The organism is Pseudonocardia sp. Ae505_Ps2 (assembly GCF_001932425.1).
In the GTDB taxonomy this organism is placed as follows: domain Bacteria; phylum Actinomycetota; class Actinomycetes; order Mycobacteriales; family Pseudonocardiaceae; genus Pseudonocardia.
This window is the reverse complement of the sequence record NZ_MCIP01000001.1, coordinates 2,316,780-2,337,036: the sequence shown is the minus strand read 5'-3', so window position 1 is coordinate 2,337,036 and position 20,257 is coordinate 2,316,780. Positions and strand designations below refer to the sequence as shown.

General features: G+C 73.2%; 20 protein-coding genes. 8 read left to right on the top strand and 12 right to left on the bottom strand.

Features of this window, described 5'->3' with window-relative positions; all coding sequences use genetic code 11:
• Nucleotides 1-32: 32 nt before the first annotated feature.
• The 4 genes from rsmA to metG all read right to left on the bottom strand — a co-directional run bounded on the left by rsmA (nucleotide 33) and on the right by metG (nucleotide 4,854).
• Nucleotides 33-905 carry a 16S rRNA (adenine(1518)-N(6)/adenine(1519)-N(6))-dimethyltransferase RsmA gene (gene rsmA / locus Ae505Ps2_RS11185; protein ID WP_217695651.1) on the bottom strand — a complete coding sequence of 291 codons (873 nt, stop codon included), beginning with the start codon at nucleotides 903-905 and terminating at the stop codon, nucleotides 33-35.
• A gap of 121 nt (nucleotides 906-1,026) precedes the next feature.
• The gene (locus Ae505Ps2_RS33995; RefSeq protein ID WP_075308381.1) at nucleotides 1,027-1,938 is read right to left on the bottom strand and encodes a resuscitation-promoting factor; all 912 of its coding nucleotides are present in this window, start codon (nucleotides 1,936-1,938) and stop codon (nucleotides 1,027-1,029) included.
• A 265-nt stretch (nucleotides 1,939-2,203) separates the two neighbouring features.
• A complete protein-coding gene (locus Ae505Ps2_RS11175) occupies nucleotides 2,204-2,977 on the bottom strand; it encodes a TatD family hydrolase (RefSeq protein WP_233147720.1) in 774 nt (257 codons plus the stop codon).
• Between the two features lie 86 nt (nucleotides 2,978-3,063).
• Complete coding sequence (metG, locus tag Ae505Ps2_RS11170; RefSeq protein ID WP_075308385.1) at nucleotides 3,064-4,854, bottom strand: methionine--tRNA ligase; 1,791 nt, start codon at nucleotides 4,852-4,854, stop codon at nucleotides 3,064-3,066.
• A 113-nt stretch (nucleotides 4,855-4,967) separates the two neighbouring features.
• Between metG and Ae505Ps2_RS11165 the strand changes: the two genes are divergently transcribed.
• A complete protein-coding gene (locus tag Ae505Ps2_RS11165; RefSeq protein ID WP_075332965.1) occupies nucleotides 4,968-5,531 on the top strand; it encodes a TetR/AcrR family transcriptional regulator in 564 nt (187 codons plus the stop codon).
• Nucleotides 5,532-5,534: 3 nt separating this feature from the next.
• Here the strand turns inward: Ae505Ps2_RS11165 and Ae505Ps2_RS11160 are convergent, their stop codons facing one another.
• Together Ae505Ps2_RS11160 and zwf are read right to left on the bottom strand one after the other, a co-directional pair.
• Nucleotides 5,535-7,364, bottom strand: coding sequence for a glycoside hydrolase family 15 protein (locus tag Ae505Ps2_RS11160; RefSeq protein ID WP_075553603.1), 1,830 nt, complete (start codon nucleotides 7,362-7,364; stop codon nucleotides 5,535-5,537).
• Nucleotides 7,361-8,776 carry a glucose-6-phosphate dehydrogenase gene (gene zwf / locus Ae505Ps2_RS11155; RefSeq protein WP_075553602.1) on the bottom strand — a complete coding sequence of 472 codons (1,416 nt, stop codon included), beginning with the start codon at nucleotides 8,774-8,776 and terminating at the stop codon, nucleotides 7,361-7,363. The genes Ae505Ps2_RS11160 and zwf overlap by 4 nt, the downstream gene beginning before the upstream one ends.
• Nucleotides 8,777-8,871: 95 nt before the next feature.
• Between zwf and Ae505Ps2_RS11150 the strand changes: the two genes are divergently transcribed.
• Together Ae505Ps2_RS11150 and Ae505Ps2_RS11145 are read left to right on the top strand one after the other, a co-directional pair.
• Nucleotides 8,872-9,354: a cation:proton antiporter regulatory subunit gene (locus Ae505Ps2_RS11150; RefSeq protein WP_075308392.1), complete on the top strand. Its 483-nt coding sequence runs from the start codon at nucleotides 8,872-8,874 to the stop codon at nucleotides 9,352-9,354.
• A gap of 16 nt (nucleotides 9,355-9,370) precedes the next feature.
• Nucleotides 9,371-10,546 carry a cation:proton antiporter gene (locus Ae505Ps2_RS11145; protein WP_075308394.1) on the top strand — a complete coding sequence of 392 codons (1,176 nt, stop codon included), beginning with the start codon at nucleotides 9,371-9,373 and terminating at the stop codon, nucleotides 10,544-10,546.
• A 91-nt stretch (nucleotides 10,547-10,637) separates the two neighbouring features.
• Here Ae505Ps2_RS11145 and rsmI read toward each other — a convergent pair whose 3' ends face one another.
• The gene (gene rsmI, locus Ae505Ps2_RS11140) at nucleotides 10,638-11,513 is read right to left on the bottom strand and encodes a 16S rRNA (cytidine(1402)-2'-O)-methyltransferase (protein ID WP_075308396.1); all 876 of its coding nucleotides are present in this window, start codon (nucleotides 11,511-11,513) and stop codon (nucleotides 10,638-10,640) included.
• Nucleotides 11,514-11,538: 25 nt separating this feature from the next.
• On the opposite strand from rsmI, the gene Ae505Ps2_RS11135 reads away from it, so the two are divergent.
• From Ae505Ps2_RS11135 to Ae505Ps2_RS11125, 3 genes are all read left to right on the top strand, one after another.
• Nucleotides 11,539-13,134, top strand: coding sequence for a phospholipid carrier-dependent glycosyltransferase (locus Ae505Ps2_RS11135; RefSeq protein ID WP_075308398.1), 1,596 nt, complete (start codon nucleotides 11,539-11,541; stop codon nucleotides 13,132-13,134).
• Nucleotides 13,135-13,194: 60 nt separating this feature from the next.
• A complete protein-coding gene (locus tag Ae505Ps2_RS11130) occupies nucleotides 13,195-13,761 on the top strand; it encodes a copper resistance CopC family protein (RefSeq protein ID WP_075308400.1) in 567 nt (188 codons plus the stop codon).
• Nucleotides 13,762-13,859: 98 nt separating this feature from the next.
• On the top strand, nucleotides 13,860-14,789 hold the full coding sequence (locus Ae505Ps2_RS11125) for a CopD family protein (protein ID WP_170917034.1): 930 nt from the start codon (nucleotides 13,860-13,862) through the stop codon (nucleotides 14,787-14,789).
• A 4-nt stretch (nucleotides 14,790-14,793) separates the two neighbouring features.
• Here the strand turns inward: Ae505Ps2_RS11125 and Ae505Ps2_RS11120 are convergent, their stop codons facing one another.
• From Ae505Ps2_RS11120 to Ae505Ps2_RS11100, 5 genes are all read right to left on the bottom strand, one after another.
• Nucleotides 14,794-15,783: an ABC transporter substrate-binding protein gene (locus Ae505Ps2_RS11120; protein WP_233147412.1), complete on the bottom strand. Its 990-nt coding sequence runs from the start codon at nucleotides 15,781-15,783 to the stop codon at nucleotides 14,794-14,796.
• Nucleotides 15,784-15,801: 18 nt separating this feature from the next.
• Nucleotides 15,802-16,338, bottom strand: coding sequence for a GNAT family N-acetyltransferase (locus tag Ae505Ps2_RS11115; RefSeq protein WP_075308404.1), 537 nt, complete (start codon nucleotides 16,336-16,338; stop codon nucleotides 15,802-15,804).
• A 78-nt stretch (nucleotides 16,339-16,416) separates the two neighbouring features.
• Entirely contained in the window at nucleotides 16,417-17,166 is a 750-nt protein-coding gene (locus Ae505Ps2_RS31945; RefSeq protein ID WP_170917033.1) for a cupin domain-containing protein, read from the bottom strand.
• Nucleotides 17,167-17,304: 138 nt separating this feature from the next.
• Entirely contained in the window at nucleotides 17,305-17,970 is a 666-nt protein-coding gene (locus Ae505Ps2_RS11105; protein WP_075308407.1) for an NAD(P)H-binding protein, read from the bottom strand.
• Nucleotides 17,971-18,020: 50 nt separating this feature from the next.
• Nucleotides 18,021-18,737, bottom strand: coding sequence for a DsbA family oxidoreductase (locus Ae505Ps2_RS11100; protein WP_075308409.1), 717 nt, complete (start codon nucleotides 18,735-18,737; stop codon nucleotides 18,021-18,023).
• 105 nt (nucleotides 18,738-18,842) lie between these two features.
• Here Ae505Ps2_RS11100 and Ae505Ps2_RS11095 point away from each other — a divergent pair, with 105 nt between their 5' ends.
• Both Ae505Ps2_RS11095 and Ae505Ps2_RS30320 read left to right on the top strand, forming a co-directional pair.
• Nucleotides 18,843-19,256 (top strand): helix-turn-helix domain-containing protein, encoded by a 414-nt coding sequence (locus tag Ae505Ps2_RS11095; protein ID WP_337819612.1) that lies wholly within the window; start codon nucleotides 18,843-18,845, stop codon nucleotides 19,254-19,256.
• 482 nt (nucleotides 19,257-19,738) lie between these two features.
• Nucleotides 19,739-20,257 (top strand): IS30 family transposase (locus tag Ae505Ps2_RS30320; RefSeq protein WP_139320239.1); only part of this gene is annotated, 519 nt, incomplete at its 3' end.

Below are 20,257 nucleotides of genomic sequence, written 5' to 3'. Positions count from 1 at the left end.
CGCCATCATGCGCTGCCCCGGGGCCGGTCGGTTCAGGCGGGAGGGTCCCCTGCCGGGCGGTTCCGGGCGATCCGGGCGAAGTCGGACACCGCGAGGGTCTCCGCGCGCGCGGTCGGGTCGACGCCGGCGGCGCGCAGGGCCTGCTCGGCCGCCGCGGCCGAACCCGCCCAGCCCGACAGCGCCCCGCGCAGCACCTTGCGACGCTGGGCGAACGCCGCGTCGACGACCGCGAAGGTCGCCGCCCGGTCGGCGTCGGCGGGCGGGTCGTGCCGGGTGAAGGCCAGCAGTCCGGAGTCGACGCCGGGGACCGGCCAGAACACCGCGCGCGGCACCGGCCCGGCGCGGCGGGCCGCCGCGTACCAGGCGAGCTTGGCGCTGGGGGCGCCGTACTCGCGCGAGCCGGGTCCCGCGGCGAGCCGGTCGGCGACCTCGGCCTGCACCATGACCAGCCCGGTCCGCAGCGACGGCAGCTCGGCGAGCAGGTGCAGGATCACCGGCACCGCGACGTTGTAGGGCAGGTTCGCGACGATCGCGGTGGGCGGCGACGCCCCGGGCCCGGCGTCGGCCGCCAGCCGGTCCGCGCCGACCCGCATGGCGTCGGCCCCGGTCACGGTGAGGCGACCGGCCAGCCCGGGGGCACGCTCGGCGACGGTCTCGGGCAGCAGCCCCGCCAGCACCGGGTCGATCTCGACGACGTGCACCCGGGCCGCGACCGGCAGCAGCGCCAGGGTGAGCGAGCCCAGCCCGGGGCCGACCTCGAGGACCACGTCGTCACCGTCGACGCCGGCGGACTTCACGATCCGGCGGACCGTGTTGGCGTCGTGGACGAAGTTCTGCCCGAGCTTCTTGGTGGGACGCAGACCGAGCCGCTCGGCCAGCACCCGGACGTCGGCCGGGCCCAGCAGGCGTGCGGTGGTGGTGCTCCGGTCGCCGTCGGCGTCGATGCTGCGGCTCCGGCCGCCGTCGGTCCCGTGGTCGCTCACGGAACCATTCTCGCGGGGCACCCCGGGCGGGATGCGTGCGGGATCAGCTCAGGCCGAGCTTGGACGAGCAGGACGGCCAGGCGCTGTACCCGCCGCGGTCGTCCTTGACCTTCTCGGCGACCGCGATCTGCTCCTCGCGGGAGGCCTTGTCCGCGGTCGGGGCGTACTGCCCGCCGCCGTAGGCCTGCCAGGTCTGCTTGTTGAACTGCAGCCCGCCCTGGTAGCCGTTGCCGGTGTTGATGCTCCAGTTCCCGCCGGACTCGCACTTGGCGAGCTTGTCCCAGGTCGCGCCGTTGGAGACGGCGGGCGCCGAGGACGTCGCCTTCGCGCCGGCCTTCTCGACGATCTCCTCGACCTTCTTCTTGGTGCCGACCTTCACCACGCGCGGCAGGGCCGGGGTGTCCTGACCGGCGCCGATGCGCTCGCGGGCGACCTCGCGGCCCTGGTCGTAGGTGACCCGCCAGATGATGCTGCGGGCGCCCTCGCGGCCCGGGTCGACGACGGTGCGGGTGCCCTCGTCGAGCGACGGGTCCTGCACCTCCTGCTCCGGCACCGGGAGCTTCTGGGACTCGACGATCTGGGCGTTCACGATGTCCGAGCCGGTGGTCGGGGCGGTGACCGGGGCGAACGACGCCGGGGAGGACGCCCGGTCGAGGTTCATCGACGCCGTGCCGAGATCGGTGGCGTTCGCGGCGAGCCCCGCATGGAGCTCCTGGGCGGGCTGCTCGGCGGGGGCGGAGAGCACCGCGGCGGCGAGCCCACCGGTCGGGACCGAGAACAGCGCGGCCGCGGCGGCGGTCCGGACCCCGGCCCGGGAGCGGGCGGCGGCCGGGCGGTGACGGCCCTCGTAGGTGACGAACCCGGCCTCGTCGCCGGCGAGACCGGCGGGCGCGACGGCGGGGAGCGGTCGCGTGAGCTCGTCGTCGGCGAGCGGTGCGGCGTGACGCGAAGACATGACTTCCCGGGGTCTCGGCTGTCCGGGAAGGAGTCATGACCTGCGGGAACGACGACCGGCGCGGTGCCGGGGAGCGGAACCGTCGCTGGGGAGCGGACCGGTCGTCGTCCCGCGGGTCGGGGGAGCGACCCCGTCCCGGCGGGTACGACGACGGACGTTAGCGGACCGTGACCCGGAGCAGCGTGTCCGACGCGCGCGTGGCGACGAGCGGCCGGGGATCGACGGTGAGTGACGACAACCCCGCCGCTCATCACGGCGGACGGCGTCAATCGGTCGTGCGCAGCCGGAAGATCCGTTCGGCGTTGCGGCGGGCCGTCTCGGCGACCAGTGCCTCGGGCTCCCCGCGGGTCGCGGCGACCCCGCGCACGGTCCACGGCAGCACGTAGGGCTCGTTGGCCCGGCCGCGGTGCGGGTGCGGGGTGAGGAACGGCGCGTCGGTCTCCACGAGGTACTGACCGGCGGGGACGAGGGCCGCCGCGGCGCGCAGCTCGTCGTTGCGCTTGAAGGTGACCGGGCCGGCGAAGGACAGGACGTACCCGGCGTCGGCGCACTCCCGCGCCATCGCGGCGTCCCCGGAGAAGCAGTGGAAGACCACCGTCTCCGGGGCGCCCTCCTCGCGCAGGATCCGCAGGACGTCGGTGTGGGCGTCCCGGTCGTGGATCATCAGCGGCTTGCCGGTGCGCTTGGCCAGCCCGATGTGCCAGCGGAACGCGTCCTGCTGCGCGGCGGGCGGGCTGTGGTCCCAGTAGTAGTCCAGGCCGGTCTCGCCGATCGACACGACACGCTCGTCGGCGGCCAGCCGCTCGATCTCGGCGAGATCTCCGGCGGTGACCCGCGCCGTCCGGGTGGGGTGCAGCGCGACGGCCGCCCACACCCGGTCGTCGGCGTGCGCGGCCCGGACCGCGGACCGGGCGCCGTCGAGGTCGTCGGCGACGGTGACCGCGCCGACGACGCCGACCGCCGCTGCCCGGTCCATCGCGGCGACGACGTCGGCGTCGGTCTCGCAGCCGCAGGCGTCGAGGTGGGTGTGGCTGTCGATCGTGGGTGCGGCGAGCGGTTCGGGCGGCTCGGGGCGGGGACGCCGGCCCGCCGGTGGCCGGTCCGCGTCCCCGCCCGTCGCGGAGCTCACTTCTGGACCGGGGCCCACTCCGGCCCGGTCTCCCCCAGCTCGGGCGCGAGCTTGGCGATGATCGGCGACGGCTTGGCCAGCGGACGCCCCACCTCGATCGGCGAGGAGCCCCAGTGGGCCTGCTCGGCCGCGTAGTCACCGGTGAGGACCGGGTAGGCGGGGCCGTCGCCGAGGTCGTCGACGGTCGTCTTCTCCGGCTGCGCGGCCCACACCCCGGTGCCGCCGAGCGCCTCGTGCACCTTCTGCGCGGCGTGCGGCAGGAACGGGGTGAGCAGCGTGTTGGCGTCCTGCACGACCTGCAGCGCGGTGTGCAGGATCGTGTCCCGGCGCTCCGGGTCGTCCTTGCGCTTCCACGGCTCCTGGTCGGACAGGTACCGGTTCGCCGCGGTGACCACGCGCATCGCCTCGCCCGCGGCCTGCTTGAACCGGTTCCGGGCGAGCAGCCCGCCGACGGTGTCGAACCCGGCCCGGGAGTACGCGAGCAGCTCGGCGTCGGCCTGCCGGGGCGCCGTCGGGGTCGGGATCGCACCCACGTTCTTGTGGGCCATCGAGATGGAGCGGTTGACCAGGTTGCCCCACTCGTTGGCCAGTTCGAAGTTGACCCGGCGGACGAACTCGTCCCAGGTGAAGTCGACGTCCTGGCTCTCCGGCCCGGCGACGGCGATGTGGTAGCGCAATGCGTCCGGACCGAACTCGCGCAGGAAGTCCCCGACGTAGATCACGGTCCCGCGGCTGGTCGAGAACTTCGACCCGCTCATCGTCAGGTACTCCGAGGACACGACCTCGCTGGGCAGGTCCAGCGTCCCGTAGGGCCCGGGCTCGCCGCCGCGGTCGCCCGCGCCGTTCTGCCCGAGCAGGATCGCCGGCCACATCACCGAGTGGAAGGTGATGTTGTCCTTGCCCATGAAGTAGAAGGCCTCGGCGGCCGGGTCGGTCCACCACTGCTTCCACGCGTCCGGGTCCGGGCCGCGGCGGGCCCACTCCACCGAGGCGGACAGGTAGCCGATGACGGCGTCGAACCAGACGTAGATCTTCTTGAGCGGGTTGTCCGACCAGACGTCGAGCGGGACGGGCACGCCCCACTCCAGGTCCCGCGTGATGGCGCGCGGCTTGAGGTTCTCCACCAGGTTCGCGGAGAACCTGAGCACGTTGGGCCGCCAGTCGGTGCGGGTCGACAGCCAGCTGCCGAGCGCCTCGGAGAAGGCGGGCAGGTCGAGGAAGAAGTGCTCGGTCTCGACGAACTTCGGGGTCTCCCCGTTGATCCGCGAGCGCGGGTTCTTGAGGTCGGCCGGGTCGAGCTGGTTGCCGCAGTTGTCGCACTGGTCGCCGCGGGCGCCGTCGTAGCCGCAGATCGGGCAGGTGCCCTCGATGTAGCGGTCGGGCAGCGTGCGGCCGGTGGACGGGCTGATCGCGCCCAGCTGGGTCTTCGGGACGACGTAGCCGTTCTTGTACAGCGCGGTGAACATGTCCTGCACCACGCGGTAGTGGTTCGACGTCGTGGTGCGGGTGAACAGGTCGTAGCTCAGCCCGAGACCCTGCAGGTCGTCGGTGATCACGTCGTTGTACTTGTCGGCGAGCTGGCGCGGGGTCAGCCCCTCGGCGTCGGCCTGGACCTGGATCGGGGTGCCGTGCTCGTCGGTGCCGGACACCATCAGCACCCGGTCCCCCGCCATCCGCCGGTACCGGGCGAACACGTCGGAGGGCACACCGAAGCCGGACACGTGGCCGATGTGCCGGGGGCCGTTGGCGTAGGGCCACGCCACGGCGGTCAGCACGGCTTTGCTCATGCCCTCCAGCGTATTCATCGCCGCCAACGCCTTCTGCGGCGGCACATCACCAAAGATGGTGATAGGGCCCGGAAACCGGGGCCACCCGCCCGGCCGGTGCCATAGTGACGCCCATGGAGCGGGGTGAACGGGACCGCGAGGCCCTCCTCGACGCGGCCCTGCAGCAGTGGGTGGACGGCGGCTGGTCCGCCGTCGACCCCGGAGCCGCCGCGGAGCGGGCCGGGCTGCCCGCCTCGGCCGCGGCGGAGTTCGCCTCGGGCGTCGAGCTCGGGTGTGCGGTGTTCGACCACGTCGTCGACGAGCGCGCCGCCGCCACGATGGCCGCGGTGCAGTCGGCGGCCCCGAACCCGGCCGCCCAGATCCGGGCCGCCCTCACCGCGTGGTTCGACGACGTCGACCGCGACCCGCGACGGGTGGTCGCGCTGATCGACGCGGTCGGCTGCCCGGAGCTGGTGGCGCGCCGGCGCAGCGCCAACCGCGGCTTCGCCGAACTCATGGTCGCCGGCGCCGCCGACAGCCGGATCGAGCCCGACGACCTGCGCGTCGCCGGGCACTTCTGCCTCGGTGGGATGGGCGAGACCGTGCTCGCCTGGCTGGACCCGGAGAGCCCGGTCACCCGGGAGCAGGCCCTGGAGCACGGGGCCCGGCTCTACGAGGCGTGCCTGTTCACCCGCTGAGCCTCACCCCAGCGCCCGGTCCAGGTTGATCGCCGAGCTGATCAGCGACAGGTGCGTGAACGCCTGCGGGAAGTTGCCCAGCTGCTCCCCGGTCAGGCCGATCTCCTCGGCGTAGAGGCCCAGGTGGTTGCCGTAGGAGAACATCTTCTCCAGCGCGATCCGGGCCTGCTCCAGCCACCCGGCCCTGGTCATCGCCTCGACGTTCCAGAACGAGAACATCGAGAACGTCCCCTCCTCGCCGTCGAGGCCGTCGGGCGAGTCCTCGACGTCATAGCGGAACACCAGGGTGTCGACCACGAGGTCGTCGTTGATCGCGTCCAGGGTGGCGAGGAACCGCGGTTCGGTGGGTGCGCAGAACTTCACCATCGGCATGAGCAGGACCGACGCGTCCAGCGTGCGGGCGCCGTAGCGCTGCACGAACGACCCGCGCGGTCCCACGTCCGGGTCCCAGCCGCGGTCCATGATCTGGTGGTAGATCTCGTCGCGGGTGGTGGTCCAGGCCCCCACGTCGCCGGGCAGTCCCCGCCGGCGCGCCATCCGGATCATCCGCTCGACCGCGACCCAGCACATCAGCCGGGAGAACACGTGGTCCTGGCGTCCCGCCCGGGTCTCCCAGATCCCCTCGTCGGGTGAGTCCCAGTGCTCGCGCAGCCAGTCCAGGATCGTGCACAGGTGGGACCAGTCCGCGTGACCGACGCCGTCGCCGTACTTGTCGTAGAGGTAGACCGAGTCGATGATCTCGCCGTAGATGTCGAGCTGCAGCTGCGCGGACGCGCCGTTGCCGGCCAGCACCGGGCGCGAGCCGCGGTAGCCCTCGAGGTGGTCGAGCTCCACCTCGTCGGGGGTCTCGTCGCCGTCGATCGTGTACATCACGCGCAGCGGGCCCTGCTCACCGTCGCGGGTGGAGCCGAACCGCCCGGACAGCCACCCGATGAACGCCCCGGCCTCCTCGGTGAACCCGAGCCGCAGCAGGGCGTAGAGGGTGAACGCGGCGTCGCGCATCCACACGTAGCGGTAGTCCCAGTTGCGCTCGCCGCCGAGCTGCTCGGGCAGCCCCATCGTCGGCGACGCGATCACCGCCCCGGTCGGCTCGTGGGTGAGCAGCTTCAGGGTGAGCGCCGAGCGGTGCACCCGTTCGCGCCACCGCCCCGTGTACGACGAGTGCGCCAGCCAGTCCTTCCAGAACGCGACCGTCCCGGTGAACAGCTCCTCCGCGGCGTCGTCGCAGGCCGTGGGCTCGTCGGTCGCGTCGACCTCCAGCACGAACACCTCGGTGCGGCCCTCGGCGGTGCGGAACTCCGCGCCCGCCGCGTGGTCGGTGACCTCCAGCTCCACCGACGACGTCAGGTCCAGCGTCACGCCGCTGCCGGTGAACCGGATGCCCGCCCCGGCGGTCTCCACCTTCGGTGTCTCCCGGGCGTAGTCGGGCCGGGGCACGACCTCGACCGTCATCGGCACCGAGCCGCGGACGCCGGTGACCCGGCGGACCAGGCGCTGGCGGTGGTCCGGGTCGTGCGGGCCCAGCAACGACATGAAGTCCTGCACCTCGACGATGCCGTCGGAGGTGAGGAAGCGGGTGATGAGGATGTTGGAGTCGGGGTAGTAGAACTGCTGCTGGCTGGCGAGCTCGGTCCCGTCGACGCACGGCGCGAGCCGCCAGTGCCCACCGCGGCCGGCGTCGAGCAGCGAGGCGAACACGCTGGGTGCGTCGAACCGGCCGGGGCAGAACCAGTCGACCGTGCCGTCGGTGCCGACCAGCGCCGCCGAACGCAGGTCCCCGACGATGCCGTGCTCGGCGATCGGCAGGTAGTCGTCGGAACGGGTGGGGCTCACTCCGGCACCCGCCAGCCGCGCGGGCCGGGCAGGTCGAGCGCGTCCTGCGGGCCCCAGGACCCGTCGGCGTAGGTCTGCGTCCGCGGCGGGTCGGCGAGCACCGGGTCGCACAGCTCCCAGAGCCGCTCGACCTCCTCGGTCGAGGTGAACAGCGTGCGGTCGCCCTTCATGACGTCCAGGAGCAGCCGCTCGTAGGCCTCCAGCGCGTCGTCGGGGTCGCCGATCCCGTCGAGGTCGAGCCGCATCCGCCCGCGTCCGACCTTCAGCTCCGGGCCGGGGACCTTCGCCCGCACGTCGAGCTCGGCGGTGACCTGGTCGGCCAGCTCGACGACCAGCTCGGTCGGCGCGCTGCCGGTGGCGGCGCCGGTGAACGAGCCGCCCGGGAACATCGTCAGCGCCGGCTCGTCGAAACCGATGGTGACGGTGCGCCGGGTCGCCCCCATCCGCTTCCCGGTGCGCAGGAAGAACGGGACCCCGAACCAGCGCCAGTCGTCCACGTAGGTCTCCAGCGCGACGAAGGTCTCGGCGGTCGAGTCGTCGGCGACGCCCTCCTCGTCGCGGTAGGAGGCGTACTGGCCGAACACCACCCGCGACGGGTCGAGCGGGCGGATCGAGTGGAAGACCTTCGCCTTCTCCGTGTGCAGCGCGTCCGGCGCGATCTCGTACGGCGGCTCCAGCGCCACGAAGCCCAGGATCTGGAACAGGTGGGTGGAGATCATGTCCCGGAACGTGCCGGTGGACTCCATGAACGACGCCCGGCCCTCGATCCCGATCTCCTCGGGCACGTCGATCTGCACGTAGCGGATGTTCTGCCGGTTCCACACCGGCTCGAACAGGCCGTTGGCGAAGCGCAGGGCGAGCACGTTCTGCAGCGACTCCTTGCCCAGGAAGTGGTCGATGCGGAAGATGTCCTGCTCGTCGTAGACCTCCTTGAGGCCCGCGTTGAGCTCCCGGGCCGACTCCAGGTCGGTGCCGAACGGCTTCTCCAGCACCAGCCGGGAGCGCTCGGCGATCCCGGTCTCCCCGAGCATCGCGACCATCGGGGTCATCGCGGCCGGCGGGACGGAGAGGTAGACGAGCCGGCGCACGTCGGCGTCGTCGCCGCCGAGCTCCTTCTCCGCGGCGCGCACGGCGTCGGCCAGGTCGGCACCGTCCTCGGCGTCGGAGACGACGAAGCTCAGCCGCGGGGCGAACGCGTCCCAGCCGGTGTCGTCGGGCAGGGCGTCGCGGATGCGGTCGCGGAACTCGTCGTCGGAACCGGGCGAGTGCCGCCCGGACCCGATCACCCGGAAGTCCTCGGGCAGCAGTCCCTCGTTGCGCAGGTGGAGCAGGCCCGGGAAGAGCTTGCGCTTCGCCAGGTCGCCGGTGGCGCCGAACAGCACGATCACGTGCGGGGGCAGGTCCGAAGGCATGGTCTCCGGCTACCCCCGGCCGGACCCGCTCATTCGGCGGTGCCGGTCACGAGCGTGTTTCCACCGGCAGGCGTGCGCGGCGTACCGTTGCGGGGGTGAACGTCGACGTGACGCCGCTGCCCGGGATCGGGGTGCGGAAGGAGATCGAGCTGCGCAGCGGCCGCCGGGTCGGGGTCATCGCGCACCGCGACGGGAAGATCGACCTGATCCTCTCCCGTGCCGACGACCCGGACGCCTGCGTCGCGGAGCTGCCGCTGACCACCGAGGAGGCGGGCGCACTGGCGAACCTGCTCGGCGCCCCGCAGCTGGTCAACCAGCTCAAGGACGAGCACGCGGACCTGCCGGGCATCACCACCCGCAAGATGCCGATCAAGCTCAACAGCCCGTTCGACGGCCGTCCGCTCGGCGACACCGCGCTGCGCACCCGCACCCAGGTCTCGGTCGTCGCGATCATGCGCGCGGGCCAGGTGATCCCGTCGCCGACGCCGGCCCACGTGCTGGCGGCCGGGGACATCGTGATCGCCGTCGGGACGGCCGAGAAGCTGGAGCAGGCCGCCGACATCCTCGCGCGCGGCTGAGGCCGCCCCGGTAGCCGTGGACCACACCGCACTCGAACTGCTCGAACTCGGCGCCGTCTTCTTCGGGCTCGGACTGCTCGGCAGGCTCGCCCAGCGGATCGGTCTGTCCCCCATCCCGCTCTACCTGCTCGGCGGACTCGCGTTCGGGGCGGGCGGGGTCGTCCCGCTGGGCGACATCGGCGACTTCACCTCGCTGGCAGGCGAGGTCGGCGTCGTGCTGTTGCTCCTGCTGCTCGGGCTGGAGTACTCCGCGGTCGAGCTCGTCACCGGGCTGCGCCGGTCCTGGACCGCGGGGATCGTCGACATCGTGCTCAACGCGGCACCCGGCGTCGCGGTCGCGCTGGTCCTGGGGTGGGGCGCGGTCGGGGCGATGGTGCTGGGCGGAGTCACCTACATCTCCTCCTCCGGGATCGTCGCGAAGGTCCTGTCCGACCTGGGCAGGCTCGGCAACCGGGAGACGCCGGTGGTGCTGTCGGTGCTCGTGTTCGAGGACCTCGTCATGGCGCTGTACCTGCCGATCCTCACCGCGCTGCTGCTCGGCGTGACGCTGTGGGGCGGGGTCGGTGCGGTCGCGGTGTCGCTCGCGGTGATCTCGGTGGTGCTCGTCGTCGCGCTGCGCTACGGCCGCTACGTCTCGGCGGTCGTCGACTCCGACGACCGCGAGGTCTTCCTGCTCAAGGTGCTCGGTGCCGCGCTGCTCGTCGCCGGGTTCGCCCAGGCCATGCAGGTCTCCGCCGCGGTCGGGGCGTTCCTGCTGGGCATCGCGATCTCCGGGTCCACCGCGGAGAACGCCACCAAGCTGCTGGAGCCGCTGCGCGACCTGTTCGCCGCGGTGTTCTTCGTGGTGTTCGGGCTCTCGACCGACCCGCGGGCGATCCCGCCGGTGCTCGGCTGGGCGCTGGTGCTCGTCGTCTCGACCACCGCGACCAAGTACGCCACGGGCTGGTGGGCGGCGAAGCGGGCGCGGATCGGCCGGATGGGCCGGGCGCGCGCCGGGGCGGCACTGATCGCGCGCGGGGAGTTCTCCATCGTCATCGCCGGGCTCGCCGTCGGCTACGCCGCCGTGCCCGCCGAGCTGTCCGCGCTGGCCACGGCGTACGTGCTGATCATGGCGGTGCTGGGCCCGATCGCCGCGCGCTGCGTCGAGCCCGTCATGCGGGCGCTCCCGACGCGCACGCCCGCGACCGCCTGACGGCGCGCCCGTCCCGGCCCGCCGGCGCACCCCGGACGGGCGTCCTCGCACCGGCCGCGACGGGTGCGACGGCCGCCCGCGGGGTGCGGCGTCAGTCCCGTGCGGCGAGGGTGGCGTTGTAGAGGTCGCGCTTGGGCACCCCCGCGGCCTCCGCCACGGCGGCCACGGCGTCCTTGAGGCGCTCGCCGTCGTCGGTGCGCTCGCGCACGGCGTCGACCAGGGACTCCACCGGCGGGGCCTCGCGGGCCTCGGCACCGGCCAGCACCACGGTCACCTCACCGAGCACGTCCCCGGAGACCGCCCACTCGTGCAGCTCGCCCAGCGTGCCGCGGACGACCTGCTCGTGGGTCTTGGTCAGCTCCCGGCAGACCGCGGCGCGGCGGTCGGCGCCCAGCACCGCGACGGCGTCGGCGAGGGTGTCCGCGGTGCGCCGCGGCGACTCGAAGAACACCACCGCACGGCGCTCGTCGCGCAGGGTCTCCAGCCAGCGCCGGCGCTCACCGGAGCGCCGCGGGGGGAAGCCGTCGAAGCAGAACCGCTCGCACGGCAGCCCGGACAGCACCAGCGCCGTCGTCACCGCGGACGGTCCGGGGGCGCAGGTGACCGGCAGGTCCTCGGCGGCGGCCGCGGCGACCAGCCGGTATCCGGGATCGGAGACCGCGGGCATCCCGGCGTCGGAGACGACGAGCACGGTGGCGCCGTCGCGGACCGCGGACAGCAGGCCGGGCAGCCGCTCGGCCTCGACGGCGTCGTAGTGGCTCACGATCCGGCCCGTGTAGGTGACCGGCAGCGCCGCGGCGAGGTGCCGGAACCGGCGGGTGTCCTCGGCGGCGATCACGTCCGCGGTGGCGATGAGCTCCCGCAGCCGCGGCGACGCGTCCCGCGGATCGCCCAGCGGGGTCGCGGCCAGGACCAGACGACCGGTCGTCGGGGCCGTGTCGGGCGTGGAGTCGGGGGCGGGAGTCACGCGGGCCAGCCTACGATCGGACGCGATGGCCACCACGAGCGCCGATCCCGGGAGCCGGGTCGCCGGAGCGGCACCCGAGCCCGGCCTGATCCCGCGGGGCACCCCGCCCACGCTGCGCCGCGCCGATCCCGGCCCGGCCGCGCGGCTCGGTGCGCCGCCGCCGTCGGACCGGCTGCGTGGATGGCTGGTCACCGCGGGGGTCGTGCTGGTCGCGGCGCTGCTGCGCTTCTACGACCTCGGCGAGCCCACCGACCGCGGGACGCCCGTCTTCGACGAGAAGCACTACGTCCCGCAGGCGTGGGACATGGTCCGCAACGGCGGGGTGGAGAGCAACCCCGGCTACGAGAAGATCGTCCACCCACCGCTGGCGAAACAGCTGATCGCGCTGGGTCAGATGGTGTTCGGCTACGACGGCGTCGGCTGGCGGGTCTCGGCCGCGCTGGCCGGGGTGCTCACGGTCCTGCTGGTCGTCCGCGCAGGCCGTCGGCTGACCCGCTCGACCGCGCTCGGTGGGCTGGCGGGGCTGCTGCTGTGCGCGGACGGGCTGTCGCACGTGCAGTCGCGGATGGGGATGCTCGACGTCTTCTCCGCGCTGTTCGTGGTGGCCGCGTTCGCCGCGCTGCTCGCCGACCGCGACGACGTCCGCTCCCGGATGGCGCGGGTCGTCGCCGAGGGGCGGGTCGCCGAGACCGTCTGGGGCCCGCGGTGGGGGGTGCGCTGGTGGCGGCTCGCCGCGGGCGTCTCGCTCGGCCTGGCGTCGGCGGTGAAGTGGAACGGCGCCTACTACGTCGCCGCGTTCGGGCTGCTCTGTGTGCTGTGGGACGTGTCGGTGCGCCGCCGTGCGGGGGTCGCCCGTCCGTGGGTGGGCACGATGGTCCGCGACGTCGCCCCTGCGCTGTGGGCGCTCGTGCTGATCCCGGTGCTGACCTACGTCGGGTCCTGGTGGGCGTGGTTCGGCAGCGAGACCGGGATCGACCGGCACCAGGTCGGCCGGGAGATCGGGACCGGCGGCGCGTTCGCCTGGGTGCCCGACGCGCTCCGCTCGCTCTGGTACTACCACGGCCAGGCCCTGGCCTTCCACGAGAACCTGACGACCCGGTCCGCGGGGGCGCACCCCTGGGAGTCGAAGCCCTGGACGTGGCCGATGGGGCTGCGCCCGATGCTCTACCGCTACGCCGACGACGCCACCGGCTGCGGGGAGACCGAGTGCGTCTCGGCGGTCATGCTGATCGGCACCCCGGCGCTGTGGTGGCCGGCGATCCCGGTGCTGCTGTGGGGGCTGTGGCGGGCGGTGACCCGGGTCGACTGGCGCTGGACGGCGGTGCTCGTCGGCTACGGCGCCGGGTTCCTCCCGTGGTTCCTCAACCTCGACCGGCAGATGTACTTCTTCTACATGATGCCGGTGGTGCCGTTCCTGGTCCTGGGCGTCGTGCTGGCGATGGGGCAGATGCTGGGCCACTCCCGGATGAGCGCACGCCGGCGGCGGAACGGGTTGCTCGTCGTCGCGACGTGGGTGGCGCTGATCGGGGTCAACTTCGTGTGGCTGTGGCCGATCCTGGTCGGTGACCCGATCACCGCGGCGCACTGGCAGGCCGAGCTGTGGCTCCCGTCCTGGCGCTGACGGCTGCTCCGTGCGGGTGACCTCCGGAACCCGCGCCGACCGCGCGACGACCAACCCGGCGTGAGCCCCGTACTCCGCCGCCTCGCGGTCGCCCTCCCCGCCGTGCTGCTCGCCCTCCTCGTCGGGGCCTCGCCGGCCTGGGCGCACACCGAGCTCGAGTCCAGCAGTCCCGCCGCGAACGCGCAGGTCGGCACCGCGCCGACATCGGTGTCGCTGACCTTCTCCGAGGAGATCGCGGCCGCCGACGCCACCGTCTCGGTGACCGGCCCCGGCGGCACCGACTACGCGGCGGGCCCCGCCACCGGCGACGGCGCCACCCTCACCGTGCCGCTGCGCCCGCTCGGTGCGGCCGGCGGCTACACGATCACCTACCGGGTGGTCTCCGACGACGGCCACCCCGTCTCGGGCACGGTGCCGTTCACCCTCACCTCCCCCGGGCCGGGCGCGGCCGCCGCGACCCCGGGGCGCACCTCCGCGGCTGCGACCGCCGCCGAGCCCGAGGCCGCGCCGCAGACCGTCCCCACCGCGGCCGACGACGGCGGCCCGCCGGTCTGGCCGTGGGGCGTGGCGGCCGTCGTGGTGATCGGGGCCGGGGCGGCGTTCGCGCTGCGCCGGTCGCGGGGCTGACCATCGCCGGTTCCGTCCACGGCGACGGCGTCCCGGCCGACGGCATCCCGCCAGACGGTGTGCCGGGCGACGGTGGCGCCGGGACGCCGGGCGGCCGGGTGCGCGAGCCCGCTCCGGCCGTCGCCGGGTGGGGTGCCGTGCTGCTCGGGGCTGCGGTCGTCGTCGCCGTGGTCACCCGCGGGATCGGGCCGGACGGGGTCGCCGCGGACCTCGCGCAGACCCTGGCACGGGCCGCGGCCGACCTCCTCGCAGTCGTCGCGGCGGGGGCGGCACTGGCCGTGCTGCTCGCCCCCGGCCGGACGCCGGGTGCCGACCGGGTGCTGACCGCCGCCGCCCCGCTGTGGTCGGCCGTGCTGGTGGCGGAGACGTTCGTCCGCGGCGCGCTGGTGTCCGGTCGGAGGCTCACCGAGGTCCGCGGACCGGACGTGCTGGAGTTCCTGACCGGGCCCCGCGCCGGGACCGGTCAGCTCGTCGCGGTGGCCGCGGCGCTGGCGTTGGCCGGGGTCGCCGGGTCGCGGCCCGCGCGGCCGGGCACCGGGCCGGGGCCCGCCGCGCTCGCGCTGGTGCTGGTCGTCGTCGCAGCGGCGGCCCCGGTGGCGACCGGGCACACCGCGGCGTCCACGGTCGCCTGGTTCGCGGTGCCCGCGGTCGTCGTGCACGTCGCGGCGGCGCTGCTGTGGCTCGGCGGGCTGGGCGCGGTGCTGGTCACCGCTCGCGACACGGACGTGCTCGCGGTCGCGCTGCCGCGGTTCTCCCGGCTCGCGCTCGGCGCCGTGGTGGCGTTGGGGGTGTCCGGGGCGCTGGCCGCCACCGCACGGCTCTCCGCACCCGTCGAGCTGGTCACGACCGCCTACGGCGCGGTCGTGGCCACCAAGGTCGTGTTGCTCGCGGTCGCCGCCGCGCTCGGTGGCATCACCCGGTCCCGGCTGCGGGCAGGGCGGCTCCCGGTGCTGGTGTGGGCCGCAGTGGAGGTGCTGGTGCTGGCCGGGGCGACCGGGGTGGCCGCCACGCTCACCCACACCGCCTGAGCGGTCAGCGGGTCGTCGCGGCGGCGAGCTGCGGCTCCAGCTGGTCGATCGCGTACAGCAACGCGTCCGGGCCGCCGTAGGACAACGCGCCGCCCAGCGGGTCGGAGAACGTCGTGTAGAGCGTGCGGCCCTCACGGACGACGTCGAGTCGGGCGAACGGCACCGACGCCGTCATCTGCTGCTCGGTCGCGCCGTTGACGAACAGCACGTCGCGGTCGAGCAGGTCCAGCCGCTCCTCGCTGACGTCCCCGGAGTGCTCCTGCGTCGCGAAGCCGAGCGCGTCGAACAGCGCGCGCCGCGGGTCGCCGGCCGGGATCAGGTAGTGCCCGCCGTTCTCCGGCCCGAAGTCCTCGACGAGCACCTTCCCGGCGAACGACGGGTGGGCCGCGCGGACCGCGGCGATCCGGTCACGAATTCCGGCCGCACGCCGCTCGGCGAGGTCCTCCCGGCCGATGGCCTTGCCCGTGGTGAGCAGCTGCACGTCCCACGGGGTCTTCTCCGGCGGGTACGCGGAGGACTGCACGACGGTCGGCGCGATCGCGGACAGCTTCCGGTACATGTCCTCGTCGATGTCCTCGTAGATCGCGATGATGACGTCCGGCCGGCTCGCGGCGACGGCCTCCAGGTCGATGCCGTCCTCACCGGACCGCGGGACCTCGGCCCCCTTCGTCACGGCCCGCACCCACGGGAAGCTCCAGTAGGCGTCGAACCACGAGCGGGTCATGACGGGGACGACCCCGAGCCCCAGCACGAAGTCCTGGTCGTTCCAGCCGACCGTGGCGACGCGCTCGGCCTGCGCCGGAACCGTCGTGGTGCCGTAGCGGTGCTCGATCGTCGCCCCGGTGGGTGCCGCGGCGGGTGCGGCGGGTCCACCGCACCCCGCCAGGACGACGGCGACCAGCACCGTCGCGATCAGTCCGCCCAGTCGTGCCCGTGCCCGCACCATTGCGCCACCTCCACGGCGGCGTCCCTCGCCGGCGCCGTCGTACCCCATCAGGTGAGGTTAGGCTCATCAATAGTCCGGGCGGGTGATGTCCCTGCGCATGCGCAGCGACCACAGCCCGTCGGCCACGTCGGAGGTGTGCATCGGGACGCGGTCGTGCTCGACGAAGCCACGGGCCCGGTAGAACGGGATGCCCAGGTCGTTGCCCTCGGCGACGCTCACCCACATCTCGGTCGCGCCGTGGCCGCGCAGCTGCCCGGTGACGTGGTCGAGCAGCCGGGTGCCGATCCCCTCGCCCCGGCGGTCCGGGTCGAGGTAGAGGACGTAGAGCTCGCCGACCCACTCGCCCGTGACCGCTCCGCCTGCCGCGCCGACCACGGAGCCGGTCTCCTCGGCGACCACGTAGCCCAGCCAGTGCGGCGGGGCCGGGACCGTCTCGGCGCGGACCCGCGCCTCGTCGTAGAAGCGGGCGACGACGTCGTCGACGAACGACTCCGGCAGCAGGTCCCGGTAGGTGGCCCGGTAGGCCCGGGTGCACACGTCGGCGATGCCGGGAGCGTCGGCCGGCACGGCGGCACGGACGGTGGGTGCGGACGGGGCGACCATGCGGCGACCGTAGCCCGCGACGCCGTACGGCCGGACCCCGTCGGGCCCGGCCTTCTGGCGGTGGGTCGTCGTCCGCGGCTACGAGGCCTGCGGTCGGTCGGGGTCGGGATCGGCGCTTCCGGTCGACCCGATCAGGGTCCAGTCGTGCTTGCGCGCGAACTCCCGGAACTCCTCGGAATCGATTTCCATCGCGTCACCCTTGGCCTGGAGCTCGACCATGTCTTCGATGAAGTGCTCGAAACCTCCGGGAACCGAGATCTGCAGAACACGCGGCACGGTCTCCCCCACCGGCTTGATCGCATGGGGAACCCCGGCCGGCAGGAACATGAAGCTGCCCGGGCCGACCTCGTGCCGCTCGTCGTCGAAGGTCACCCGGAGGGTGCCGTCCAACAGGAAGAAGAGTTCGTCGGCGGTCTCATGGATGTGGAGCGGGAGTTCGTGACCCACCGACACCTCGAGGACCGAGTACTGGCCGTCGGTGTGAGCCGCGCCCGCCTTGAGCAGGTAGAGCGGTGCGATGTCGACGCGGGTCTCCAGGGCCTCGCCCGGCCCGAGCTTGATGAACCGAGCCTTCTTCGAGGATCGATCGGCGTTGACCCGTCCGGCATTCATCCAGGGAACTCTCTTTCTCGTGACGGGCGGCTTCAGAGGCCGTACGGGCCGAAGCGGCTCCAGGCCACCAGCACGGCGAGGACCAGCAGGACGGCGTTGAAGCCGATCGCGGAGAACCAGGGCCCCCTCCCGGCCGAGGCCGAGGGCGATGGCCCGGCCGATGCCGCGACTGGATCCGGTGACGAGGGCGGTCTTGCCGCTGAGCGTGCTGGTCATGCTGGTGTCCTCGCGGTCCTCGGGAGGTGGGGTGCCGGTTGCTGTCAGGTCACTCCGGTCCGGCGTCGCGATCGACGGACGGCGCATCCGAGCTCGGAGCGCTGTTGCGCATGAGGCGGATGTGGATCACGGAGTGGGTCAGCGGCGTGCGTTCCAGACCAGGGGCGCCTGGCGGATCCAGGCGTCGTCCTCGACGGTCTGGACGAGGAACCGGGCGAGGTCGGCGCGGTTGATCGTCGTGCCGGGCTTCTCGGTGCCGGCCTCGGCCGCTCGCACGGGACCGGAGGCGGGCTTGTCGGTCAGGGCGACGGCGCGAGCCAGGGTCCAGTCGACGTCGGACGAGGCGCGCACGACCTGGTCGACGCCGGTGTGGTCGTCGAAGCCCACCTTGACGTTCGACAGCGTGATGAACGCCTTGACCAGCGGGTTGAGCCGGGCCCAGTCGTCGCCCGCGCCCTGGGTGGAGGTCAGCACGATGCGGCGGATGCCCTGCTCGCCCATGACGGTGAGGGTGTCGCGGGCGGCGTCGGTCATGAACGTCGGCGGGCTGACCGGCTTGGCCCACGGGTTGTCGGACGCGCGGGCGTTGTTCAGCACGCTGATCACCGCCTCGGTGCCTTTCGCGGCCCGGCGGATGTCGTCGATGTTCGCGGGGGTGCCCTGGACCAGCTCGACGCCGGCCGGCGCCCGCACCGCGTCGGGGTTGCGGACCAGCGCGCGGACGAGGTGGCCGCGCCGGGCCGCGTGCTCCAGCACGTGGGCGCCGGTGCGGCCGCTGCCGCCGAGGACCAGCAGGGTGCTCATGGTGATCGCAGTGCCTTTCGAGGAGTGCAGGGGTGGAGTTCAGGGGTGGATCAGGCGCGCTCGGGGACGGCGCAGCCGTCCGGCCCGCAGACCGGGGCATCGCCGCCGGCGGTGGCGAGGGTCAGGGGGTGGCTGTCGTCCCAGGCCGTGCGCAGCAGCTCGAGGAGGCTGTCGCTGTCCTGGGCGCCGGGCACGCCGTAACGGCCGTCGACGACGATGAACGGCGCACCGGTCGCCCCCAGGCGCTGGGCGCGGGCCGCGTCGTCGCGGACCTGCCGGCGGTAGCGGCGGTCGGTCAGGGCCTGGCGGGTCTGCTCGCGGTCCAGGCCGAGCTCGTCGGACAGACCCAGCAGGTCCTCCAGGGAGAAGACCGGCTCGGCCCTGCCGAAGTAGGTCCCGAAGATCAGGTCCCAGGCCTCGCGGTTGCGGCCCTGGGCGCTGGCGTGGGCGAGGAACTCGTGCGCCAGATCGGTGTTGCCGACCTCGTTGTCCAACACCCGGTAGGGGGTCAGGCCCTCGCTCTCGGCGAGCTTCTCGATCCGCCGGGTCGAGGCCTCGGCCCGGTCGCCGCCGATACCGTGCTGGCGGAGCAGGGCCTCACGGACGGAGAAGGTGCGCCCCTCCGGGAAGCTGCCGCCGAGCGGGAACGAGTGATGGACCAGGTCCACCTCGTCCGCGTGTTCGAACCGCTCGATGGCCCTGGCCACCCGGTGGTTCCCCAGCCCGCACCACGGGCAGGTCACATCGGACCAGATCTCCACCTTCATCACGCGCCTCCATTACTTACGACTTGTGCGTAACGCCATGATGGACCAGCATGGGAGGCGATACAAAAGGCACATCGGTGTGCGTGCCGGAGAGGAATGTGCGTCATGGAGACGACCGCGGAACGAGAGACGGCGGCAGGAGCGGCGGCGATCGGGCCGTGTGCGGCCATTCCTGCCGAACACATGGACTTCATCCGCCAGACCCTCGACCGCGTCGGCGACAAGTGGAGCCTGCTGATCATCGCGGTCCTGCAGTCAGGACCACTGCGCTACACCGACCTGCAACGACAGGTCCCCGGCATCTCCCAGCGCATGCTCACCCTCACCCTGCGCCAGCTCCACCAGGACGGCCTGATCACCCGCACCGCCTACGCCGAGGTCCCCCCGCGCGTCGAGTACGCCCTCGCCCCGCTGGGGCACGGCCTCCACGAGATCGTCACGTCGCTGATCGGCTGGGCTGCCGACCACCACGACGAGATCCGCGCCAACCGCGAACGCGCCGCGACGGCCGGACGATGACCACCGGGCGAGCCGCCACGGACAGGACGCGATTCGCGGGTTGCCGACCGGGAGACCGTCCCGACTCGTGAGCGCCACCGTGTCCTGGTGCGCGGCGGCCGGGTCGGCATCACCGATGTCGTCATCCGATCAGGACGGGGTCCGGTCACGACCAGCTAGGGTCTCGTCGTGTCACTCCGCATTTCCAGCGTCCTGAGCGCGTGGGCCGCAAGCGATGACATGCACGCCCCGAACCCGCCTGCCCCGCACGACCGAGTGGCCGCGGTGGAACACGCGATTCACCGCGAGCTCCCGTCGGCGTTCCACGAGCTGTACGCCTTGAGCGACGGGAGCCAGTGATCAGATCCGAATGGTAGTCGTACGGCAGATGATCGAGCTCTCAAGGCTGGCATCATCAATGCTGTTCAAGAACTTGGTGAGTTCTGCCGGTCGTAGCACTTGATCTTGGCGAGTTGGGCGGGACAGGATGTTCCGTGCGTGAAATGTTGATGTTGTCGGATCGGGAGGAGATCTCGAGGGGTCTGGCGGAAGGCTTGTCCTACAAGCAGATCGCCTCGGTGGTGGGTCGTGATCCGTCGGTGATCTCTCGTGAGGTCCGTCGCCACGGCGGACGCCACGAGTACCGGGCCGCGGCAGCGCAGGAACGGGCCCAGGCGGCGCGGGCGCGCCCGAAGCAGCTCGCGGTGGACCGCTATCCGCGGTTGCGCGGGATCGTGCACGCTCTGCTGCGTCGTGGCTGGTCACCGGCCTCGATCGCGGGCCGGTTGCCGACCGAGTATCCCGACGATCAGGCTTGCCGGGTGTCTCACGAGGCGATCTACCAGTGGATCTATGCCACCCCGGTGTCCACCCTGGCCCGCGAGCTGCTAGCACTGCGCTCCGGGCGCACCACTCGACGTGGCGGACGGAAGCCACCACCGGCTCCGCGGATCAAGGACCCCGTCTACATCGACGAGCGCCCCGTCAACGCCGAGGGGCGTGTGGTGCCCGGGCACTGGGAG

Bases quoted from the DNA above. Each gene is read 5' to 3' on its own strand.
- metG (WP_075308385.1), bottom strand. From the start codon at position 4,854: ATGAGCAAAGCCGTGCTGACCGCCGTGGCGTGGCCCTACGCCAACGGC.
- Ae505Ps2_RS11135 (WP_075308398.1), top strand. From the start codon at position 11,539: ATGGCCACCACGAGCGCCGATCCCGGGAGCCGGGTCGCCGGAGCGGCA.
- Ae505Ps2_RS11115 (WP_075308404.1), bottom strand. From the start codon at position 16,338: ATGGTCGCCCCGTCCGCACCCACCGTCCGTGCCGCCGTGCCGGCCGAC.
- Ae505Ps2_RS11100 (WP_075308409.1), bottom strand. From the start codon at position 18,737: ATGAAGGTGGAGATCTGGTCCGATGTGACCTGCCCGTGGTGCGGGCTG.
- Ae505Ps2_RS11095 (WP_337819612.1), top strand. From the start codon at position 18,843: ATGGAGACGACCGCGGAACGAGAGACGGCGGCAGGAGCGGCGGCGATC.
- Ae505Ps2_RS31945 (WP_170917033.1), bottom strand. From the start codon at position 17,166: ATGACCAGCACGCTCAGCGGCAAGACCGCCCTCGTCACCGGATCCAGT.
- zwf (WP_075553602.1), bottom strand. From the start codon at position 8,776: ATGCCTTCGGACCTGCCCCCGCACGTGATCGTGCTGTTCGGCGCCACC.
- Ae505Ps2_RS33995 (WP_075308381.1), bottom strand. From the start codon at position 1,938: ATGTCTTCGCGTCACGCCGCACCGCTCGCCGACGACGAGCTCACGCGA.
- Ae505Ps2_RS11165 (WP_075332965.1), top strand. From the start codon at position 4,968: ATGGAGCGGGGTGAACGGGACCGCGAGGCCCTCCTCGACGCGGCCCTG.
- Ae505Ps2_RS11120 (WP_233147412.1), bottom strand. From the start codon at position 15,783: ATGGGGTACGACGGCGCCGGCGAGGGACGCCGCCGTGGAGGTGGCGCA.
- Ae505Ps2_RS11105 (WP_075308407.1), bottom strand. From the start codon at position 17,970: ATGAGCACCCTGCTGGTCCTCGGCGGCAGCGGCCGCACCGGCGCCCAC.